This is a genomic window from Azotobacter armeniacus (assembly GCF_054779355.1).
In genome coordinates, this window is the sequence record NZ_BAAGYK010000156.1 from 113,564 (window position 1) to 133,225 (window position 19,662).

16 protein-coding genes and 1 pseudogene are annotated in these 19,662 nt (G+C 65.6%); 4 read left to right on the top strand and 13 right to left on the bottom strand.

From position 1 onward, the window contains the following. Positions 1-287: 287 nt before the first annotated feature. From ACYVD0_RS21180 to mtnA, 11 genes and pseudogenes are all read right to left on the bottom strand, one after another. Positions 288-584, bottom strand: coding sequence for a lipopolysaccharide assembly protein LapA domain-containing protein (locus ACYVD0_RS21180; protein WP_460428634.1), 297 nt, complete (start codon positions 582-584; stop codon positions 288-290). Between the two features lie 153 nt (positions 585-737). Then, a complete protein-coding gene (gene ihfB / locus ACYVD0_RS21185) occupies positions 738-1,016 on the bottom strand; it encodes an integration host factor subunit beta (protein WP_012700218.1) in 279 nt (92 codons plus the stop codon). 226 nt (positions 1,017-1,242) lie between these two features. After that, positions 1,243-1,698, bottom strand: a pseudogene (locus ACYVD0_RS21190) (REP-associated tyrosine transposase). Between the two features lie 188 nt (positions 1,699-1,886). After that, positions 1,887-3,566 carry a 30S ribosomal protein S1 gene (gene rpsA / locus ACYVD0_RS21195; RefSeq protein WP_460428635.1) on the bottom strand — a complete coding sequence of 560 codons (1,680 nt, stop codon included), beginning with the start codon at positions 3,564-3,566 and terminating at the stop codon, positions 1,887-1,889. 118 nt (positions 3,567-3,684) lie between these two features. Continuing rightward, positions 3,685-4,374: a (d)CMP kinase gene (gene cmk / locus ACYVD0_RS21200; RefSeq protein ID WP_460428636.1), complete on the bottom strand. Its 690-nt coding sequence runs from the start codon at positions 4,372-4,374 to the stop codon at positions 3,685-3,687. Beyond that, entirely contained in the window at positions 4,371-6,629 is a 2,259-nt protein-coding gene (locus tag ACYVD0_RS21205) for a bifunctional prephenate dehydrogenase/3-phosphoshikimate 1-carboxyvinyltransferase (protein WP_460428637.1), read from the bottom strand. The genes cmk and ACYVD0_RS21205 overlap by 4 nt, the downstream gene beginning before the upstream one ends. Further along, positions 6,622-7,734: a pyridoxal phosphate-dependent aminotransferase gene (gene hisC / locus ACYVD0_RS21210; protein WP_460428638.1), complete on the bottom strand. Its 1,113-nt coding sequence runs from the start codon at positions 7,732-7,734 to the stop codon at positions 6,622-6,624. The genes ACYVD0_RS21205 and hisC overlap by 8 nt, the downstream gene beginning before the upstream one ends. Before the next feature lie 92 nt (positions 7,735-7,826). Further along, positions 7,827-8,924, bottom strand: a complete 1,098-nt coding sequence (gene pheA, locus ACYVD0_RS21215; RefSeq protein ID WP_460428639.1) for a bifunctional chorismate mutase/prephenate dehydratase — start codon at positions 8,922-8,924, stop codon at positions 7,827-7,829. Then, positions 8,924-10,009, bottom strand: coding sequence for a 3-phosphoserine/phosphohydroxythreonine transaminase (gene serC / locus ACYVD0_RS21220; protein ID WP_460428640.1), 1,086 nt, complete (start codon positions 10,007-10,009; stop codon positions 8,924-8,926). Before serC ends, pheA begins: the two co-directional genes overlap by 1 nt. Before the next feature lie 144 nt (positions 10,010-10,153). After that, the gene (gene gyrA / locus ACYVD0_RS21225) at positions 10,154-12,964 is read right to left on the bottom strand and encodes a DNA gyrase subunit A (RefSeq protein ID WP_460428641.1); all 2,811 of its coding nucleotides are present in this window, start codon (positions 12,962-12,964) and stop codon (positions 10,154-10,156) included. Positions 12,965-13,105: 141 nt separating this feature from the next. Beyond that, the gene (mtnA, locus tag ACYVD0_RS21230) at positions 13,106-14,182 is read right to left on the bottom strand and encodes an S-methyl-5-thioribose-1-phosphate isomerase (RefSeq protein ID WP_460428642.1); all 1,077 of its coding nucleotides are present in this window, start codon (positions 14,180-14,182) and stop codon (positions 13,106-13,108) included. Positions 14,183-14,295: 113 nt separating this feature from the next. Here mtnA and ACYVD0_RS21235 point away from each other — a divergent pair, with 113 nt between their 5' ends. The 4 genes from ACYVD0_RS21235 to ACYVD0_RS21250 all read left to right on the top strand — a co-directional run bounded on the left by ACYVD0_RS21235 (position 14,296) and on the right by ACYVD0_RS21250 (position 17,984). Beyond that, a complete protein-coding gene (locus ACYVD0_RS21235) occupies positions 14,296-15,633 on the top strand; it encodes a TRZ/ATZ family hydrolase (protein ID WP_460428643.1) in 1,338 nt (445 codons plus the stop codon). Between the two features lie 102 nt (positions 15,634-15,735). Then, positions 15,736-16,434, top strand: a complete 699-nt coding sequence (ubiG, locus tag ACYVD0_RS21240) for a bifunctional 2-polyprenyl-6-hydroxyphenol methylase/3-demethylubiquinol 3-O-methyltransferase UbiG (protein ID WP_460428644.1) — start codon at positions 15,736-15,738, stop codon at positions 16,432-16,434. 7 nt (positions 16,435-16,441) lie between these two features. Then, on the top strand, positions 16,442-17,113 hold the full coding sequence (gene mupP / locus ACYVD0_RS21245) for an HAD family hydrolase (protein WP_460428645.1): 672 nt from the start codon (positions 16,442-16,444) through the stop codon (positions 17,111-17,113). A 130-nt stretch (positions 17,114-17,243) separates the two neighbouring features. Continuing rightward, a complete protein-coding gene (locus ACYVD0_RS21250; protein WP_460428646.1) occupies positions 17,244-17,984 on the top strand; it encodes an NAD(P)-dependent oxidoreductase in 741 nt (246 codons plus the stop codon). A gap of 51 nt (positions 17,985-18,035) precedes the next feature. On the opposite strand, the gene rluB is transcribed toward ACYVD0_RS21250, so the two are convergent. Together rluB and ACYVD0_RS21260 are read right to left on the bottom strand one after the other, a co-directional pair. Further along, positions 18,036-19,184, bottom strand: coding sequence for a pseudouridine synthase (gene rluB / locus ACYVD0_RS21255; RefSeq protein ID WP_460428647.1), 1,149 nt, complete (start codon positions 19,182-19,184; stop codon positions 18,036-18,038). 143 nt (positions 19,185-19,327) lie between these two features. Next, positions 19,328-19,609, bottom strand: a complete 282-nt coding sequence (locus ACYVD0_RS21260; protein WP_460428648.1) for a hypothetical protein — start codon at positions 19,607-19,609, stop codon at positions 19,328-19,330. Positions 19,610-19,662 lie beyond the last annotated feature (53 nt).

Below are 19,662 nucleotides of genomic sequence, written 5' to 3' on the forward strand. Positions count from 1 at the left end.
GGGCAAAAGATTCGGCCAAGTCGCCCCGGTCAGTCTGCACAGCGCCTCATACGGAGGCTCATCCCATTCGAGCCGATACATCGGTGATCGCAGGAAGAAAAAAGAGCACGGACAACCCAGGGAGCGGTGCAGAACAATGAAGTCGAGGGCGCGAATTGTGCCGCGCCAAAGGTAAATTACAAGCCTTGACAGGGTGCGATCTCGATCGGCCGGAAGGCCAAACGCACAAATACCGGAAGAGCGTCACAACCCTGTCATCTGGATGATAGGCCGAAGCGCTGCTTCGGCTATTCCGCCGGCTGCTCCGTAAGCCGAGCCAGCTCTTTCTGGCATTCCACCAGCTGACGCTGGCGAGAGGCCAGCTGCATCCTCAAACGGCCATAGAACAGCATCCCCAGCAACGGCGATGCCAGCAGGCCCAGCAGCAGGGCGGCGGAAACGAAGACGGCCATTGGCAGCTGCGGCGTAGTCCAGCCGAAGAGCACCAGCGTCGCGACCTGGCGATTTTCCAGTACGAACACCAGCGTGGCGGCGGCTACCAGTAGCAGGATCAATCCCAGCAAAATTCGTTTGAAGTGGCGCATTAAGCAATTTCTCTCGTGGTAACTACACTTTCATTCGCTATGTCCGGGCGGGCTGTTGCGAAAGAGGGACAACGTGAAAGTCCGCTGCACGAACAAGCCGGCTCCAAGGGCGACCAGTGTACCGTCCCGACGTTTGACCAGGACATAGTCATTTCATTCATTGACGCGATCGCGCAGCTCCTTGCCGGGCTTGAAGTGCGGCACGAACTTGCCATCGAGGCGAACGGTTTGCCCGGTTTTCGGGTTGCGCCCGACACGTGGCGCCCGGTAGTGCAGCGAGAAGCTGCCGAAACCGCGGATTTCGATACGATCCCCGGTGGCCAGAGCCTGCGACATTTGCTCCAGCATGGTCTTGATGGCCAGTTCCACATCCTTTGCGGAAAGCTGGCCCTGCTGGGTGACGATGCGCTCGATCAACTCCGACTTGGTCATGGTTTTCCCTTCGTTTTCAAGCGGCTAGATCAAAATTGATTGTTTGGGTTTTAGCATGCTGAACAGAGTTTGAACAGCCCGGGACACAGCGAAGCGGCGACGAGCAGGCAAAAGGAAGGAGTTTGGGCGGCAGCGCAACTGCCGTTGGCCTGTAGGAGCGAATTTATTCGCGATGCTCCTGGTGCTGCCGATGGTCGCAGATAAATCTGCTCCCACAGGAGCTGCGTCAAAGCCACACAGCATCCCATAGTGGGTAATCCGCCAGCTTCAAGGTTATTCCGGCACGCAGAGGGTTGGCGACGATATAGCGGGCCTTGGCCTGCAAGTCGTCATCCCTGCGCATGGCACGATCATGGTAGCCACGCTGCCAGAGCTGGCCACGCAAGTGGAGTTCCCGGTTGATAGCCTGGGTACTGCATGCCTTGATCCGCCTCAGCAGGTTGGCCATCGCGCAGCACCAGCAGCCAATGCAGATGATCCGGCATGACCACCCCGGCAAGAGACTCGACCAGATCATCCCGCTCGCTCAGACGCATTTCGTTGACCAGCAAGCGGCCGGATCTGAAGTCACGGAAGATCGGCCTCCGCTCATGGGTGACGGTAGTGATCAGATAGTGCGCCCGGGCTCGGAAAAGCGTCCGCGCCGCAGATTGGCGGCGTGAGGGGCGGTGGTGTCTGGCATTCCGTTGCCTCGTCTGGAATCGCTGGATCCCGTAGGAGCGAATTTATTCGCGACTGGGAATGCACAGAATAATGGCCAATCGCGGATAAATCCGCTCCTACAGGTTCAGGGCGCCCCCAACCCCTGCTGCGGCCCATAACGAAAAAGGGCGACCGAAGTCGCCCTTTTCGTTCAACGAGTCGCCGAACTCAGCCCTGGTTGCCCATCTGAGCGCGAATCAGGTCGCCGATGGTGGTCGGACCAGACGCCTCGGTTTCCTGCTTGCGCAGTTCCTTGATGGCGTCCTTCTCGTCGTCCACGTCCTTGGCCTTGATCGACAGGCTGATGACGCGGCTCTTGCGGTCGATGCTGATGATCTTGGCTTCGACTTCATCGCCTTCCTTCAGCACATTGCGGGCATCTTCGACGCGGTCGCGGCTGACCTCGGAGGCTTTCAGCACGGCTTCGATGTCGTTGCCCAGGTCGATAATCGCACCCTTGGCATCGACTTCCTTCACAGTGCCGCGCACGATACTGCCCTTCTCGTTGAGGGAGGCGTAGTTGGAGAACGGATCGTCCGCCAGCTGCTTGATGCCCAGGGAGATGCGCTCGCGCTCCGGATCGACGGAGAGGATGACGGTTTCCAGCTCGTCGCCCTTCTTGAAACGGCGCACGGCTTCTTCGCCCTGCTCGTTCCAGGAGATGTCGGACAGGTGGACCAGACCGTCGATACCGCCTTCCAGACCGATGAAGATCCCGAAATCGGTGATCGACTTGATGGTGCCGGAGATACGGTCGCCCTTATTGTAGTGGCTGGAGAAGTCTTCCCAGGGATTGGACTTGCACTGCTTGATGCCCAGGGAGATGCGACGACGCTCTTCGTCGATGTCCAGAACCATGACCTCCAGTTCGTCGCCGACCTGAACGACTTTCGACGGGTGGATGTTCTTGTTGGTCCAGTCCATTTCGGAGACGTGCACCAGGCCTTCCACGCCCTCTTCCAGCTCGGCGAAGCAGCCGTAGTCGGTGAGGTTGGTGACACGGGCCATGACGCGGGTGCTTTCCGGATAGCGGGCCTTGATGGCGACCCACGGATCCTCGCCCAGTTGCTTCAGACCCAGGGAGACGCGGTTGCGCTCGCGGTCGAACTTGAGCACCTTGACGTCGATCTCGTCGCCGACATTGACGATCTCGGACGGATGCTTGATGCGCTTCCAGGCCATGTCGGTGATGTGCAGCAGACCATCCACGCCGCCCAGGTCGACGAACGCGCCGTAGTCGGTGAGGTTCTTGACGATACCCTTGACCTGCTGGCCTTCCTGCAGGGACTCCAGCAGGGCTTCGCGCTCGGCGCTGTTCTCGGCCTCCAGGACGCTGCGGCGGGACACGACCACGTTGTTGCGCTTCTGGTCGAGCTTGATGACCTTGAACTCGAGTTCTTTGCCTTCCAGGTGGGTGGTGTCGCGCACCGGACGGACGTCGACCAGGGAACCCGGCAGGAACGCACGGATGCCGTTGATGTCGACAGTGAAGCCCCCTTTGACCTTGCCGTTGATGATGCCTTTGACAACATCTTCTGCCGCGAAAGCCGCTTCCAGGACGATCCAGCACTCGGCACGCTTGGCTTTTTCGCGAGACAGCTTGGTTTCACCGAAGCCATCTTCCACCGCGTCCAGCGCTACGTGGACCTCGTCACCCACCTTGATGGTCAGCTCGCCCTGTTCGTTGAAGAACTGCTCGACCGGGATGACGCCCTCAGACTTCAGGCCGGCATGCACGGTGACCCAGTCACCATCGATGTCGACCACGATGCCAGTAATGATGGCACCCGGCTGCATATCGAGGGATTTCAGGCTTTCTTCAAAAAGTTCTGCAAAGCTTTCGCTCATGTTGATTCCTGTCGATTGGGGCGGGGACCGCCCATCTCCACATTCCAGACAATGTGGGTTTGTTTCTCTAGAAAGAAGGTCCGCAGTACAGGGCCTGGTTTCCTGCGGACCTGCTGTGTCATCCGGCGAGATCGCGCACAGCGATTTCGCTCATGATGCGCTCCACCACCTGCTCGATCGAAAGCTCCGTGGAGTCCAGCCGGATCGCGTCGGGCGCGGCCTTGAGCGGAGCCACGGCACGCAGGCTGTCGCGCTCGTCGCGCTTGCTGATCTCGCCCAATAGACTGGACAGATTAGCATCAACACCACTCTCCTTCAACTGCTGGTAGCGGCGACGCGCCCGCTCCTCAGGCCTTGCGGTGAGGAAGACCTTCAGTGGGGCGTCCGGGAAGACCACGGTGCCCATGTCGCGACCGTCGGCCACCAAGCCCGGCGGTTCGAGGAAGGCATGCTGGCGCTGCAGCAGGGCCTCGCGTACGGCCGGCAGCGAGGCGACCTGGGAGGCCCCGGCGCCGATCTGCTCGTTGCGGATGACGTCGGTGACATCCTCGCCCTCGAGGATGATTTGCTGCGGCCGCTGCTCGGTGGAGGTGACGAACTGCACATCCAGATGGGCGGCCAGCACCTTGAGCGCCTCCTCGTTAGTCAGGTCAACGCCATGGTTGCGCGCGGCGAAAGCGAGCAGGCGGTAGAGTGCCCCCGAGTCGAGCAGATTCCAGCCGAGCTTCCTGGCCAACAGGCCAGCCACAGTCCCCTTGCCGGAGCCGCTGGGACCGTCAATGGTGATCACGACCGGGTGGACATTCATGACTCGCCCTCCTCGCCCACCCGAATGCCGACATGCCTGGCCAGGGCGACGAAGTTGGGGAAGGATGTGGCCACGTTGGCGCACTCGTGGATGCGGATCGGTGCGCTGGCGCGCAGCGAGGCGATGCTGAAAGACATGGCGATGCGGTGATCGCCGTGGCTGTAGACCTCGCCCCCACCGATCGGGCCGCCCACGATGGCGATGCCGTCTGGAGTTGGCTCGGCCTTGACGCCAAGCGCCCGCAGGCCATCAGCCATCACCTGGATGCGGTCGGACTCCTTGACCCGCAGCTCCTCAGCGCCGCGCAGCACGGTGCGACCCTCGGCACAGGCCGCGGCGACGAACAGCACGGGGAACTCGTCGATGGCCAGCGGCACCAAGTCCAGGGGAATTTCGATGCCCTTCAGGCGGGCCGAGCGCACGCGAATGTCGGCGACCGGCTCCCCGCCCACCTCGCGCGGGTTCTCCAGGCTGATGTCGGCGCCCATCAGCTTGAGGATCTCGATCGCCCCGGTGCGGGTTGGATTGATGCCGACATGCTCGAGCAGCAGCTCGGAGTCCTCGGCGATGCTCGCTGCCACCAGGAAGAAGGTCGCCGAGGAGATGTCCGCCGGCACCTCGATCTGGGTCGCGGTCAGCTTGTGGCCGGACTCGATGGTGGCCTTGCTGCCCTCGACCTTCACCGGATAACCGAAGCCCTGCAGCATGCGCTCGGTGTGGTCGCGGGTCGGTGCCGGCTCGCCGACCGAGGTTTCGCCGCCGGCATAGAGGCCGGCAAGCAGCAGACAGGACTTCACCTGGGCACTGGCCATGGGCATCTGGTAATGCATGCCAGTGAGCTTGCGGCCGCCCTTGATGGTCAGCGGCGGCCGGCCTTCCGGCCCGGTCTCGATCTCCGCGCCCATCTCGCGCAGGGGCTTGGCCACGCGATTCATCGGCCGCTTGGAAAGCGAGGCGTCGCCGGTCAGCACGGTGTCGAACGGCTGGGCGGCGAGCAGGCCGGACAGAAGGCGCATGGAGGTGCCCGAGTTGCCCAGATAGAGAGGCCCCGGCGGCGCCTGCAGGCCGTGCAGGCCCACGCCATGAATGGTCACCCGGCCATGATGTGGGCCTTCGATGACCACCCCCATGTCGCGGAACGCCTGGATGGTGGCGAGAGCATCCTCGCCTTCGAGAAAACCCTCCACCTCTGTCGTGCCGTCGGCCAGCGAGCCGAGCATGATCGAACGGTGGGAAATGGATTTGTCGCCGGGAACACGGATATGTCCGCGGGCACGACCGCCCGGCAGGGCCAGATAGATCAAGTCGTTATCTTGCATGGCATCCACATAGGCCCGGCGGGCCAGTATCTTGCTGAAATGCTCACGGGCGACGCGAGCGCGAGTGAACACGCCCAGCAGTTGATGCCCGTCCCCTGCATCGACCGCGGCGCGCAGGGCGTCGAGGTCGCTGCGAAAGACATCGAGGGCGCGCAGCACTGCCTCGCGGTTGGCGAGGAAGATGTCGTGCCACATCACCGGATCACTGCCCGCGATCCGCGTGAAATCGCGGAAACCGCCGGCAGCATAGCGAAAGATTTCCAGGTTCTCGCTGCGCTTGGCCAGCGAGTCCACCAGACCGAAGGCCAGCAGGTGCGGCAGATGGCTCGTGGCAGCGAGCACCTGGTCATGGCGCTCGACGGTCATGTGTTCGACGACCGCGCCAAGTTTCCGCCACACTCTGTCGACCAGCGCCAGTGCCTCGGGACTGCTCTCTTGCACCGGTGTCAGGATGACCTTGTGGTGGCGGAACAGTTCGCCATCGGCCGCCTCCACGCCGCTGCGCTCGGAGCCGGCGATCGGGTGGCCCGGCACGAAGCACAGCGGCCGGCCGTCGAAGACCCGCCGCGCTGCCTGCAGCACATGGCCCTTGGCGCTGCCGACATCGGTGATGATCACGTTGCCCAGCTCGAGCCCGGCGAGCACGCCGAGCAGCTTCTCCATGGCCAGAATGGGTACGGCCAGCTGGATTACCTGCGCGCCCCGACAGGCGGCTGCCAGGTCCTCCTCGCAGCGGTCGACAACTCCCAGTTCGACGGCCTGCTCGCGGGTCCGCGGGTCCAGGTCCACTCCGATCACCTCGTGGCACAGGCCGCGCTCGCGCACCCCCTTGGCGAAGGAGCCGCCGATCAGCCCCAGCCCCACCACGACCAGGCGGCCTATCTTGGGTTCGACCTGTTGCACCGCGGTGACAGGCGTGAATGTATGCTCAGGCACTGGCAAGGACCTTCTTCAGCGCCGCCAGGAAGCGGGCGTTCTCTTCCGGCAGGCCGATGGAAACCCGCAGGAAGGTCGGCATGCCGTAACCGGCCACCGGGCGCACGATCACCCCCTCGCACAGCAGCGCTGCATTGATCGACGCGGCATCGCGGCCGAAGTCGACGGCGATGAAGTTGCCCTTGCTGGGAATCCACGACAGGCCCAGCTCGCCCAACCCCGCTTCCAGCTGGGCCATGCCGGCATCGTTGATGCGCCGGCCTTCGGCCAGGTACTCGGCATCCCTCAGCGCGGCGCAGGCGGCCACCTGGGCCAGGCTGTTGACGTTGAACGGCTGGCGCACGCGGTTCAGCACAGCAGCCACCTCCGGCGTGGACACGGCATAGCCGACGCGCAGGGCGGCCAGGCCGTAGGCCTTGGAGAAGGTGCGCGAAACCAGCAGGTTTGGGTAGCGGGCCAGATACTCAAGTCCGTCGGGCAGTTCGTCGCCCGACGCATATTCGATGTAGGCCTCGTCGAGGACCACCAGCACGCGCTCCGGCACCCGGGCGAGGAAGCGCTCGAGCGCGTCCGGGCCGAACCAGGTACCGGTCGGGTTGTTTGGGTTGGCGAGAAACACCACGCGGGTGTCAGCGTCGATGGCCGCAAGCATTGCCTGCAGGTCATGACCGTAGTTCTTCGCCGGCACCACTCGCCCCTCGGAGCCCGCTGCCTGGGTGGAGATCGGGTAGACGGCGAAGGCGTGCTCGCTGAACACCGCGTTGAGCCCCGGCGCCAGCCAGGCACGGGCGATCAGGTCGAGAATGTCGTTGGAGCCGTTGCCCAGGGTGATCTGCGCGGGCACAACGCCGCAGCGCTCGGCCAGCCTGTACTTGAGCTCGAAGCCGCTGCCGTCGGGATAGCGGGTCAGCTCCGCCAGCTCGCCGCGGATCGCCTCCAGCACCCTGGGGCTCGGGCCGAGCGGGTTCTCGTTGCTGGCCAGCTTGACGATGGCAGCAGGGTCGAGGTTCAGCTCGCGCGCCAACTCGTCCACCGGCTTGCCCGGCACGTAAGGAGACAGCTTCTGCACGCCCGGCACGGCCAGGGCGAGGAAATCACAGGTCATGAATTAAGCCTCAAGCGTGAAGCCGCAAGCCCCAGGCAAGCCGGGCAGCGGTGCGCTGGCGGCTTGCGACTGATCGCTTGCAACTGCAGCAGTCACAGTACTGCCTTGGGATAGGAGCCGAGCACCTTGAGCGCCACGGCTTCCTGGCTGAGCCGCTCCAGCACGCTCTTGACCAGCGGGTCGTGGCGGTGGCCCATGAAGTCGATGAAGAACACGTAGGTCCACTTGCCGCTGCGCGACGGACGGGTCTCGATGCGGGTCAGGTCGATGCCGCTCTCGTGGAAAGGCACCAGGAGTTCGTGCAGGGCACCGGGCCTGTTGCTCATCGACACAATGATCGAGGTCTTGTCGTCGCCGGTCGGCGGCACTTCCTGGTTGCCGATGATCAGGAAGCGCGTGGAGTTGTCCGGACGGTCCTCGATCTTCTCGGCGAGCCGGGTCAGTCCGTACAGCTGGGCCGCCATATCGCCGGCGATGGCCGCGCTGTTCCACTCGCCCTTCACCCGCCGGGCGGCATCGGCGTTGCTGGCGACCGCCACGCGCTCGACACTCGGGTAATGCGCATCCAGCCACTTGCGGCACTGGGCCAGGGACTGGGCGTGGGAGTAGATGCGGGTGATGCCGTCGGTCCGGGTGTTCTCGCCGATCAGCAGGTGATGGTGGATGCGCAGCTCCACCTCGCCGCAGATCACCAGGTCGTGCTCGAGGAAGCTGTCCAGGGTGTGGTTGACCGCACCCTCGGTGGAGTTCTCCACCGGCACCACGCCGAAGTTGACCGCCCCGGCGACTACTTCGCGGAATATCTCGTCGATCGCCGCCATTGGCGTGCTGATCACCGCGTGGCCAAAATGCTTGAGCGCGGCGGCCTGGGTGAAGGTGCCTTCCGGACCGAGGTAGGCAACCTTGAGCGGATGCTCCAGGGCCAGGCAAGCCGACATGATCTCGCGGAACAGCCGGGCGACTTCCTCGTTGCCCAGCGGCCCCTTGTTGATCTCCATGATGTGCTTGAGCACCCAAGCCTCGCGCTCGGGCCGGTAGAACACCGGCGTCTCGCCGGGCTCGAGCGCCGCCATCTTCACCCGCGCCACATCTTCGGCGCAGCGCGCACGCTCGTTGATCAGCTCGAGGATCTTCTCGTCGAGGTTGTCGATGCGCATGCGCAGGGCCTTGAGCTGATCCTGGTCGCTCATCAGCCGTGCTCCTTCTCGAATTCGGCCATGTAGGCGACCAGGACCTCGACCGCGTCCAGGCCAACCGCGTTGTAGATCGAGGCGCGCATGCCACCGACAGAGCGGTGCCCCTTGAGATTGAGCAGGCCGCGCGCCTCGGCGCCGGCGAGAAAAGCCTTGTCCAGCTTCTCGTCGGCCAGGCGGAACGGCACGTTCATCCAGGAGCGGGCGTTGGTGGAGATCGGGTTGGAGTAGAACGCGCTGCCGTCGATGAAGCCGTAGAGCAGATCCTTCTTGGCGCGGTTGCGCTGCGCCATGGCCTCGACGCCGCCCTGCTCCTTCAGCCACTCGAAGACCAGGCCGGACAGGTACCAGGAAAAGGTCGCCGGGGTGTTGTACATGGAGCCGTTGTCAGCGGCGACCTTGTAGTCGAGCATGGTCGGGCAGGCGCTGCGGGCGCGACCGAGCAGGTCTTCGCGGACGATCACCACCACCAGGCCGCTGGGACCAATGTTCTTCTGCGCGCCGGCGTAGATCAGGCCGAACTGCGACACGTCGATCGGGCGAGAGAGGAGGTCCGAGGACATGTCCACCACCAGCGGCACCTCGCCAAGCTCCGGCACCCAGTCGAACTGCAGACCGCCGATGGTCTCGTTGTTGGCGTAGTGCAGGTAGGCGGCGTTCCTCGACAACCGCCACTCATTCTGCCCGGGGATGGCGAAGTAGTCGTAGGCCTCGGCGCTGGCGGCGACGTTGATGGTGCCGAAACGGCGCGCTTCCTCAATGGCCTTGCGCGACCAGATGCCGGTGTCGACATAGTCGGCGACGCCGCCCTCGGGTAGCAGGTTCAGCGGAATCTCGGCGAACTGCTGGCTGGCCCCGCCCTGCAGGAAGAGCACCTTGTAGTTCGAGGGAATCGCCAGCAGATCGCGCAGGTCCTGCTCGGCCTTCTCGGCGATGGCCACGTACTCGTTGCTGCGATGGCTCATCTCCATCACCGACAGGCCCCTGCCGTGCCAGTCGAGGAATTCCGCCTGGGCGCGGAGCAGGACAGCTTCGGGAAGCGCGGCCGGGCCGGCGCAGAAGTTATAAGCGCGTTTGCTCACGTCGTTTCTCTCACTCTGTTCTTCGATCATTCCCGTGCTCGGCACGGAAACGCAGCCTTGACGCCCGCGGGAGGCGCCGGCCGCAATGCCCTTGCCGGCCCGCTCCCACCAAGGCCTGCCGTCGTCGACAGTCGGCAGACCGGATCAATCCTCGTCATCGGTAGGCACCACGTCCGGCGACACGTCACCGATGCCGCCGAGCAGCTCATCCTCGTCAGGTTCGGTACTGATGACCGGTAACTCCTTCTCGAGGGTTTCCTCGCTCAAGCTCTCTCCGACCGCCTCGGCATCCTCTTCGACCGAAGGCTCCTGGACCCGCTCGAGGCCGACGAGTTTCTCGTCCTTGGCCAGCTTGATCAGGGTGACGCCCTGGGTGTTGCGGCCCTGCGAGGCCACCTCGGAAACGCGTGTCCGAACCAGCGTGCCCTGGTCGGAGATCAGCATGATTTCCTCGTTGTCCCGTACCTGCACGGCACCCACGAGCTTGCCGTTACGCTCGTTGGTCACGATGGCGATGATGCCCTGAATCGCACGCCCTTTCTTGGTGAACTCCTCCAGCGCCGTGCGCTTGCCGTAGCCCCGCTCGGTGGCGAGCAGGATCTCGCCTTCCGCGGCGACGATCAGCGAGACCACCTCGGCATCGTCCGCCAGGCGGATGCCACGCACACCAGCAGCGTTACGCCCCATCGAGCGCACCGCGTTTTCGTCGAAGCGAGCCGCCTTGCCGTTGGAGGCGAACAACAGCACGTCGCTGCTTCCATCTGTCAGCGCGACCTTGACCAGTTCATCGCCCTCCTCGAGCCGGATGGCGATCTTCCCCTTTTGCAGCTGGAAGGCGAATTCCTTGAGCGGCGTTTTCTTGACCGTACCCTTGGCGGTAACCATGAACACGAACGGTCCGCGGGTCTTGTCGACCTCCAGGGCTGCCAACTCGGCATTCTCCGACGACTCCAGGTCGGCCGACTCTTCGGCTAGCGCATTATCGGCCTCATCCACAGCATCGGATTCTTCTTCCGCCTGCCTGATCAAGGCCGCGATATCCACCGGCAGCATCGCGGTGATGCGCTCGCCCTCATCCAGCGGCAGCAGGTTGATCAGCGGACGGCCACGGGAGGTGCGCGACGCCTCGGGAATCTCGTAGGTTTTCAGCCAGTAGACCTTGCCCTTGCTGGAGAACAGCAGCAGGGTGGTATGGCTGTTGGCTACCAGCAGGTGTTCGACGTAGTCCTCCTCCTTCACCCCGGTGGCCGCCTTGCCCCGACCACCGCGGCGCTGCGCCTGGTAGGCTGCCAGCGGCTGGCTCTTCGCGTAGCCGCCGTGGGAGATGGTTACCACGCGGTCTTCCTCGGTGATCAGGTCGGCGATGGTCAGGTCGACCTGGGAGGCGACGATCTCGGTGCGCCGCGCATCGCCGAATTCGGTCCTGACTTTCTCCAACTCTTCGCGGATGACCTCCATCAGCCGCTGCGGGTTGGTCAGAATTCGGATCAGTTCGCCGATCTGGGTGAGGATCTCCTGGTACTCGGCCAGCAGCTTCTCGTGCTCCAGGCCGGTCAGACGATGCAGGCGCAGGTCGAGGATCGCCTGGGCCTGCTCCGGCGACAGGTAATACTTGCCACCGCGCAGGCCGTACTGCGGATCGAGGTCCTCCGGCCGGCAGGCGTCGGCGCCGGAGCGCTCGACCATCGCCTCCACCGCACTGGACTCCCAGGCGGTGGCGACCAGGCGCTCCCTGGCCTCGGCCGGGGTCGGCGAGCGCTTGATCAGCTCGATCACCGGGTCGATGTTGGACAGGGCGACCGCCTGGCCCTCAAGGATGTGGCCGCGCTCGCGGGCCTTGCGCAACTCGTAGACGGTCCGCCGGGTGACCACCTCGCGACGGTGGCGGACGAACACCTCGAGCATGTCCTTGAGGCTCATCGTGCGCGGCTGACCGTCGACCAGGGCCACTACGTTGATGCCAAACACACTCTGCAGCTGGGTCTGGGCGTAGAGGTTATTGAGGATCACCTCCGGTACCTCGCCGCGGCGCAGCTCAATGACCACGCGCATGCCGTCCTTGTCCGACTCGTCGCGCAGTTCGCTGATGCCTTCGAGTTTCTTATCCTTGACCAGCTCGGCGATCCTCTCGATCAGCCGTGCCTTGTTCAACTGGTAGGGCAGTTCGGTGATGACGATCTGCTGGCGGCCGCCGACCTTGTCGATGTCCTCGACCTCGGCGCGGGCGCGCATGTAGATGCGGCCACGACCGGTGCGGTAGGCCTCGATGATGCCGGCGCGACCATTGATGATGCCTGCGGTAGGAAAGTCCGGACCCGGGATGTACTGCATCAGTTCATCGACGGTTAGCTCCGGATTGTCGATCAATGCCAGGCAGCCGTCGATCACCTCGGAGAGGTTGTGCGGCGGGATGTTGGTGGCCATGCCCACGGCGATGCCGCTGGAGCCGTTGACCAGCAGATTGGGAATCTTGGTCGGCATGACCGCCGGGATTTGCTCGGTGCCGTCGTAGTTGGGCACCCAGTCGACGGTTTCCTTGTCCAGGTCGGCCAAGATCTCGTGGGCCAGCTTGGCCATGCGCACTTCGGTGTAACGCATGGCCGCGGCGTTGTCGCCGTCCACCGAACCGAAGTTGCCTTGGCCGTCCACCAGCATGTAGCGCAAGGAGAATGGCTGGGCCATGCGCACGATGGTGTCGTACACCGCGGTGTCGCCGTGCGGGTGGTATTTACCGATGACGTCACCGACCACGCGAGCGGATTTCTTGTATGGCTTGTTCCAGTCGTTGCCCAGCTCGCTCATGGCGAACAGCACGCGCCGGTGCACCGGCTTGAGGCCGTCGCGCGCATCCGGCAGCGCCCGCCCGACGATCACGCTCATCGCGTAGTCGAGATACGACTGCTTCAACTCGTCTTCGATATTGACCGGGAGGATTTCTTTGGCCAGTTCGCCCATGGAAGCCGGGTTCCTTTTACGTCAGCAATGTCCTGCGTTTAAGCGCGGAATGGTAACACAGGGGAACCCCTGCAAGCTGCACGCCATGCGCGGCAAGCGGAAGCAGGGACAGCACACTGGCCTGCCGCTTGCCGCTGGCACTCAGTGCAAGCGCTTGCGACTCATGAGCTCGGCCATCTTGGCCGCGTTCGGCCGCTCGACCACGCCCCGCTCGGTGACGATAGCGTCGATCAGATCGGCCGGGGTGACGTCGAATACCGGGTTGACTGCCTCCACCAAGGCCGCCACACGCTTGCCGCCGACCTCCAGCAGCTCGCGCCCGTCGCGCTCCTCGATGGGAATTTCCTCGCCGCTCTGCAACGACATGTCGATGGTCGAGCTGGGCGCTACCACCATGAAGCGCACGCCGTGGTGCATGGCCACCACCGCCAACTGGTAGGTGCCGATCTTGTTGGCCACATCGCCATCGGCGGTGATCCGGTCGGCGCCGACGATCACCCAGGTGATGCCCCGGGTCTTCATCAGGTGGGCCGCCGCGCCGTCCACGTTCAGGCTCACCGGCACGCCCTCCGCCGCCAGCTCCCAGGCGGTCAGGCGTGCGCCCTGCAGCCAGGGACGGGTTTCATCGGCGTAGACCCGCTCGACCAGCCCCTCGAGGCAGGCGCCGCGGATCACCCCCAGGGCGGTGCCGAAGCCGCCGGTGGCCAGCGCGCCGGTGTTGCAGTGGGTCAGCAGCGCTTGGGCGTTGCCGCTGTGCCTGCGAATCAGCTCGACGCCGAGCTGGGCCATGGTCAGGTTGGCCTCGCGATCGCTTTCGTGGATACCCACGGCCTCGGCCTCCAGCGCCGCCAGCGCGTCTTCGCCCTCCTTCAGGCGCGCCAGGCGCTCGCGCATGCGATCCAGCGCCCAGAACAGGTTGACCGCAGTGGGTCGCGACTCGGCCAGCGCCCGGAAATCCTCCTCCAATGCCGCGCGCCAGTCGCCACCAGCCGCCAGCCGCTGGCGGGCCCCCAGTACCACGCCATAGGCAGCGCTGATGCCGATCGCCGGGGCACCGCGCACCACCATGTCACGGATCGCCTCGGCCACCCCCGCCGCGCAATCGTAGGCGCGCCAGCGCTCCTCCAGCGGCAGCAGGCGTTGATCGAGCAGATGCAAAGTGCCATCCCGCCATTCGATGGCCTTGATTTTCTCCGCAGCCAACAGTCGCTCGCGCATGGGACACCTCGCAGTCCAGAAAACGAAAAAGGCGCGGATTATAGCGAGCAGGCAAAAACTGTGCTCGGCTATACTATTGCGCCTTTTTTGTAGCAACTGACAAGGACCCTGCCATGCCTGACGCCACCGCTCCGCTCGATCTCCTGCTCCTGCCGACCTGGCTGGTGCCGGTCGAGCCCGCCGGTGTCGTGTTGCACGCTCACGCACTGGGCATCCGCGATGGGTGCATCGCCCTGCTCGCCCCCCGCGACGCCGCGCTGCGCCACGCCGCCCAGGAAATCCGCGAACTGCCCGGCATGCTGCTCGCCCCCAGTCTGGTGAACGCCCACGGTCACGCGGCGATGACCCTGTTCCGCGGCCTGGCCGACGACCTGCCGCTGATGACCTGGCTGGAAAAACACATTTGGCCGGCCGAGGCCCGCTGGGTGAACGAGGATTTCGTTCGCGACGGCACCGAACTGGCTATCGCCGAACAGATCAAGGGCGGCATCGGCTGCTTCTCCGACATGTACTTTCACCCGGAAATCGCCAGCGACCCCATCCATCAGAGCGGCATCCGCGCCCAGCTGTGCATCCCGGTGCTGGACTTCCCCACCCCTGGCGCCCGCGACGCCGGCGAGGCGCTGCGCAAAGGGATCGGGCTGTTCGACGACCTCCGCCATCACCCGCGAATCCGCATCGCCTTCGGCCCTCATGCCCCCTACTCGGTGGGCGACGAGACACTGGAGAGCGTCCGCGTGCTCGCCGAGGAGCTGGACGCGCCGATCCAGATGCACGTGCACGAGACCTCCCACGAGATCGCCCGGGCCCTCGAGCGCGACGGCGTGCGGCCGCTGGCCCGCCTGGCCCGCCGCGGCCTGCTCGGCCCGCGCTTCCAGGCGGTGCATGTGACCCAGCTCGACGACGACGACCTGGCCCTGCTGGTGGAGAGCAACAGCAGCGTGATCCACTGCCCGGAGTCCAACCTCAAGCTGGCCAGTGGCTTCTGCCCGGTGGAGCGCCTCTGGCAGGCTGGGGTGAACGTGGCCATCGGCACCGACGGCGCGGCGAGCAACAACGATCTCGACCTGCTCGGCGAGACCCGCACCGCCGCCCTGCTGGCCAAGGCGGTCGCCGGCTCGGCCACCGCCCTGGATGCCCACCGCGCGCTGCGCATGGCCACTCTGAACGGCGCCCGTGCTCTCGGCCTGGAGGCCGAAACCGGCTCCCTGGAGCCTGGCAAGGCCGCCGACCTGGTCGCCTTCGACCTCTCTGGACTGGCCCAGCAGCCGATCTACGATCCGGTCTCGCAGCTAATCTACGCCAGCAGCCGGGATTGTGTACGGCACCTCTGGATCGGTGGCCGGCAGTTGCTCGACAATGGTCGCCTGACCCGCCTGGACGAGGAGCGATTGAAGGACAAGGCTCGAGAATGGGGCCAGCGCATCGGCGCCGCGGACAACGCCCACTGACCACGCCCGCAACAAACCGACACAGGGCACGCACCCATGCACCCGGCAAAGCTGGCAACATGGACCGTGCAGTGTTACCGCCCGACAACCACGGAACAACTGATGAGCAACGTCGACCCCGCCGAAATCGCCAAATTCGAAGCTCTCGCTCACCGCTGGTGGGATCGCGAAAGCGAGTTCAAGCCGCTGCACGAGATCAACCCGCTGCGAGTCAACTGGATCGAGGAGCATGTCCGGCTGGCCGACAGGAAGGTGCTCGACGTCGGCTGCGGCGGCGGCATCCTCAGCGAGGCCATGGCCCTGCGCGGGGCGAGCGTGACCGCCATCGACATGGGCGAGGCGCCGCTCGCCGTGGCCCGCCTGCACCAACTGGAGTCCGGCGCCGAGGTGGACTACCGGCAGAGCACCGTCGAGGCGCTGGCGGCGGAGATGCCCGGCCAGTTCGACGTGGTCACCTGCCTGGAGATGCTCGAGCACGTGCCCGACCCGGCCTCGGTGATCCATGCCTGCCATACCCTGGTCAAGCCCGGCGGCCAGGTGTTCTTCTCCACCATCAACCGCAACCCCAAGGCCTATCTGCTGGCGATCATCGGCGCCGAGTACCTGCTCAAGCTGCTGCCGCGCGGCACCCACGACTTCAGGAAATTCATCCGCCCCTCCGAACTGGGCGCCTGGTGCCGCGCCAGCGGCCTGGCGATCGGGGACATCGTCGGCCTGACCTACAACCCGCTGACCCGCCATTACAAGCTGGGCACGGACGTCGACGTCAACTACATGATCCAGACCCTGCGCGAGGAATGAATCCTTAATGACTCTACGAGCGGTCCTCTTCGACATGGACGGCACCTTGCTCGACACGGCGCCGGACTTCATCGCCATTATCCAGGCCATGCGTGCCGATCGCTGCCTGCCGCCGGCCGACGAGCGCACCATCCGCCACGTCGTCTCCGGTGGCGCCCGGGCGATGGTCATGACCGCCTTCGCCCTGGAGCCGTCCGCCGCCGAATTCGAGCCCCTGCGCCTGGAGTTCCTCGAGCGCTACCAGGAGCACTGTGCGGTGTTCACCCGCCCCTACGCGGGCATGGAGGAGCTGCTGGCCGACATCGAGCGGGCCCGGCTGCTGTGGGGCGTGGTGACCAACAAGCCGCTGCGCTTCGCCGAGCCGATCATGCAGCGCCTGGGGCTGGCCGAACGCTCGGCCATCCTGATCTGCCCGGACCACGTGACGAACAGCAAGCCCGACCCCGAGCCCATGATCCTCGCCTGCAGCCGGCTCGGCCTGGAGCCGGCCAGCGTCCTGTTCGTCGGCGACGACCTGCGCGACATCGAGTCGGGCCGCGCCGCCGGCACCCGCACCGCCGCGGTGCGCTACGGTTACATCCATCCGGACGACAACCCCAGCCATTGGGGCGCCGACGTGGTGGTCGACCATCCGTTTGACTTGCGCACGGTCCTCGATCGCGCGCTCTGCTCGTGCTGAACCGCCAGTTCGCAGACTGCACTGGCCGCACAACGAGATAATCCGCCGGCGGCACCGCGAAGGGTCGTCTGGCGGGTTGCGCTCTGCCAGCCCCCCCTACGAAGCGTGCAGCTCTCCATAGGAGATTTCCATGTTCCAATACACTGCCCGTCCAGACCTGCTGAAGGATCGCATCATCCTGGTCACCGGCGCTGGACGCGGCATCGGCGCAGTCGCCGCCAAGACCTTTGCCGCTCACGGCGCCACCGTGCTGCTGCTGGGCAGGACCGAAGAGCACCTCAACCGGGTCTATGACGAGATCGAGGCCGCCGGCCATCCGCAACCGGTGGTGATTCCCCTCAACCTGGAAACCGCCCTGCCGCACCAGTACGACGAGTTGGCGGCGACCATCGAGAGCGAATTCGGCCGCCTTGACGGTCTGCTCCACAACGCCTCCATCCTCGGCCCGCGCACGCCGCTGGAACAGCTCTCCGGCGACCACTTCATGCGCGTCATGCAGGTCAACGTGAACGCCATGTTCATGCTCACCAGCACCCTGCTGCCGCTGCTCAAGCTCTCCGAGGACGCCTCGGTGGTGTTCACCTCGAGCAGCGTCGGCCGCAAGGGCCGCGCCTACTGGGGCGCCTATGCGGTGTCGAAGTTCGCCACCGAGGGCCTGATGCAGGTGCTCGCCGATGAGGTCGAAGGCACCTGCGCGGTACGCGCCAACAGCGTCAACCCCGGCGGCACGCGCACCGACATGCGCGCCCAGGCCTACCCCGGGGAGAACCCGCTGAGCCGGCCGGGACCGGAAGAGATCATGCCGGTCTACCTGTACCTGATGGGCCCGGACAGCAAGGGCGTCAATGGCCAGGCGTTCGACGCCCAGTAGGCGTCGAACATGCCCTGACCCTTCCGGGAATGGACGGCCGAAGGCGCCCTGTCAGGGACGCTTGCGGCCGAACCCCGGACGCTGGCCCTCGGCGGCCGGAGGGTTGCGGCGCTTGGCCGGTGCCGGCCTGGGCTTGCGGGCCGGCCGCTCGGCCAGCTCGACGGGCGGACGCTCCCCCGCCGGCTTGCCTGGGCGCTTGTGAGCGGACTCGGTGGGACGCTCGGCGACCGGCGTGCCGCGGCCGCGCGGAGCGCGCTCCTCCTTCGGCTTGCGCGGTGCGCGGCGCTCCTCCGCCACTCTCCCCTCATGGGCCGGGCGCAGCACCCGCTCGCGCGATCCGCTGTGGCCGGCCGGCTTGGCCGACTTGCGCTGCAGGCGCTCGATCTTCTCGCGGAACTTCGGCTTCACTTCCGGCAGCGCCACAGGCTCCAGGCCCACTTCGCGGCCGAGGACGTCCACCTCCGCCTGGGTCATCTCCCGCCAGCGGCCCATGGACAGGTCAGCGGTCATGAACACCGGGCCGAAACGCACCCGCTTCAGCCGGCTCACTACCACGCCCTGGGACTCCCACAGGCGGCGCACCTCGCGGTTGCGGCCCTCCATCACCACGCAGTGGAACCAGCGGTTGAGGCCCTCGCCGCCGGGAGCCTCCTTGATGTCGGTGAAGCGTGCCGGGCCATCTTCCAGCATCACCCCGCGCTTGAGGTTCTCGAGCATCTCCTCACTGACCTCGCCGCGCACGCGCACCGCGTACTCGCGGTCCATTTCATAGGAGGGATGCATCAGCCGGTTGGCCAGCTCGCCGTCGGTGGTGAACAGCAGCAGGCCGGTGGTATTGATGTCGAGCCGCCCGATGTTGATCCAGCGGCCTTCCTTCAGGCGCGGCAGGCGGTCGAACACGGTGGGCCGGCCTTCCGGGTCGCTGCGGGTGCAGATCTCGCCCTCGGGCTTGTTGTAGATCAGCACGCGGCGCACCGCTTCGGCAGCCTCCTCGCGCTTGAGCAGGCGCCCGTCGAGGGCGATGGCGTCGTTGCGGCCGACGCGCAGGCCGAGCGTGGCGACCACCCCGTTGACTATCACCCGCCCCTCTGCGATTCGCGCCTCGACGTCGCGCCGGGAGCCGAGGCCCATGCGCGCCAGCACCTTCTGCAGCTTCTCGCTCTGGACGGCAGGTAGGGAATTCTCTTTACGTTCGCTCATCTGGGCACCTCCCGGTGTGTCAGTTCCGCTTGAATGGGGCGCGCATCATACGCGCATCGCCGGTGGGGCGCATCCGGGCTGGAAAGCCCGCTGCCGTTCTTGCCCGGGGCCTCTCCCATGAACGGGAGAGGGGAGAAAGTTGTTCATGCGACTGCCCTGGAGCCCGGCGGGGGCGGCCTGGAGGATCTCCACGGTGCAGCCGGGGTGACCGCGAACTGCGCCCCGGCGGCTTCGGCCTCGGCCAGCACCTGCCGGACGAGCACCGTGCCAACGCCGATGCACAGATGCGGCCGCTCCCGGCGCAGGGTGCGGATAGCGGCCAGCCCGTGCTCCGAGCGCAGGGTGATCTCCAGGGTACGCAGGCCGCCGGCAGCCAGGGCATCGGCCAGCGGCAGGGTGTGCGCCGCCTGGCGCACGGTGATCACCGTCAGTACCGCGCCTGGCCGCAGAGGCTGTCGATGCGGGCGACCCTCTCGGC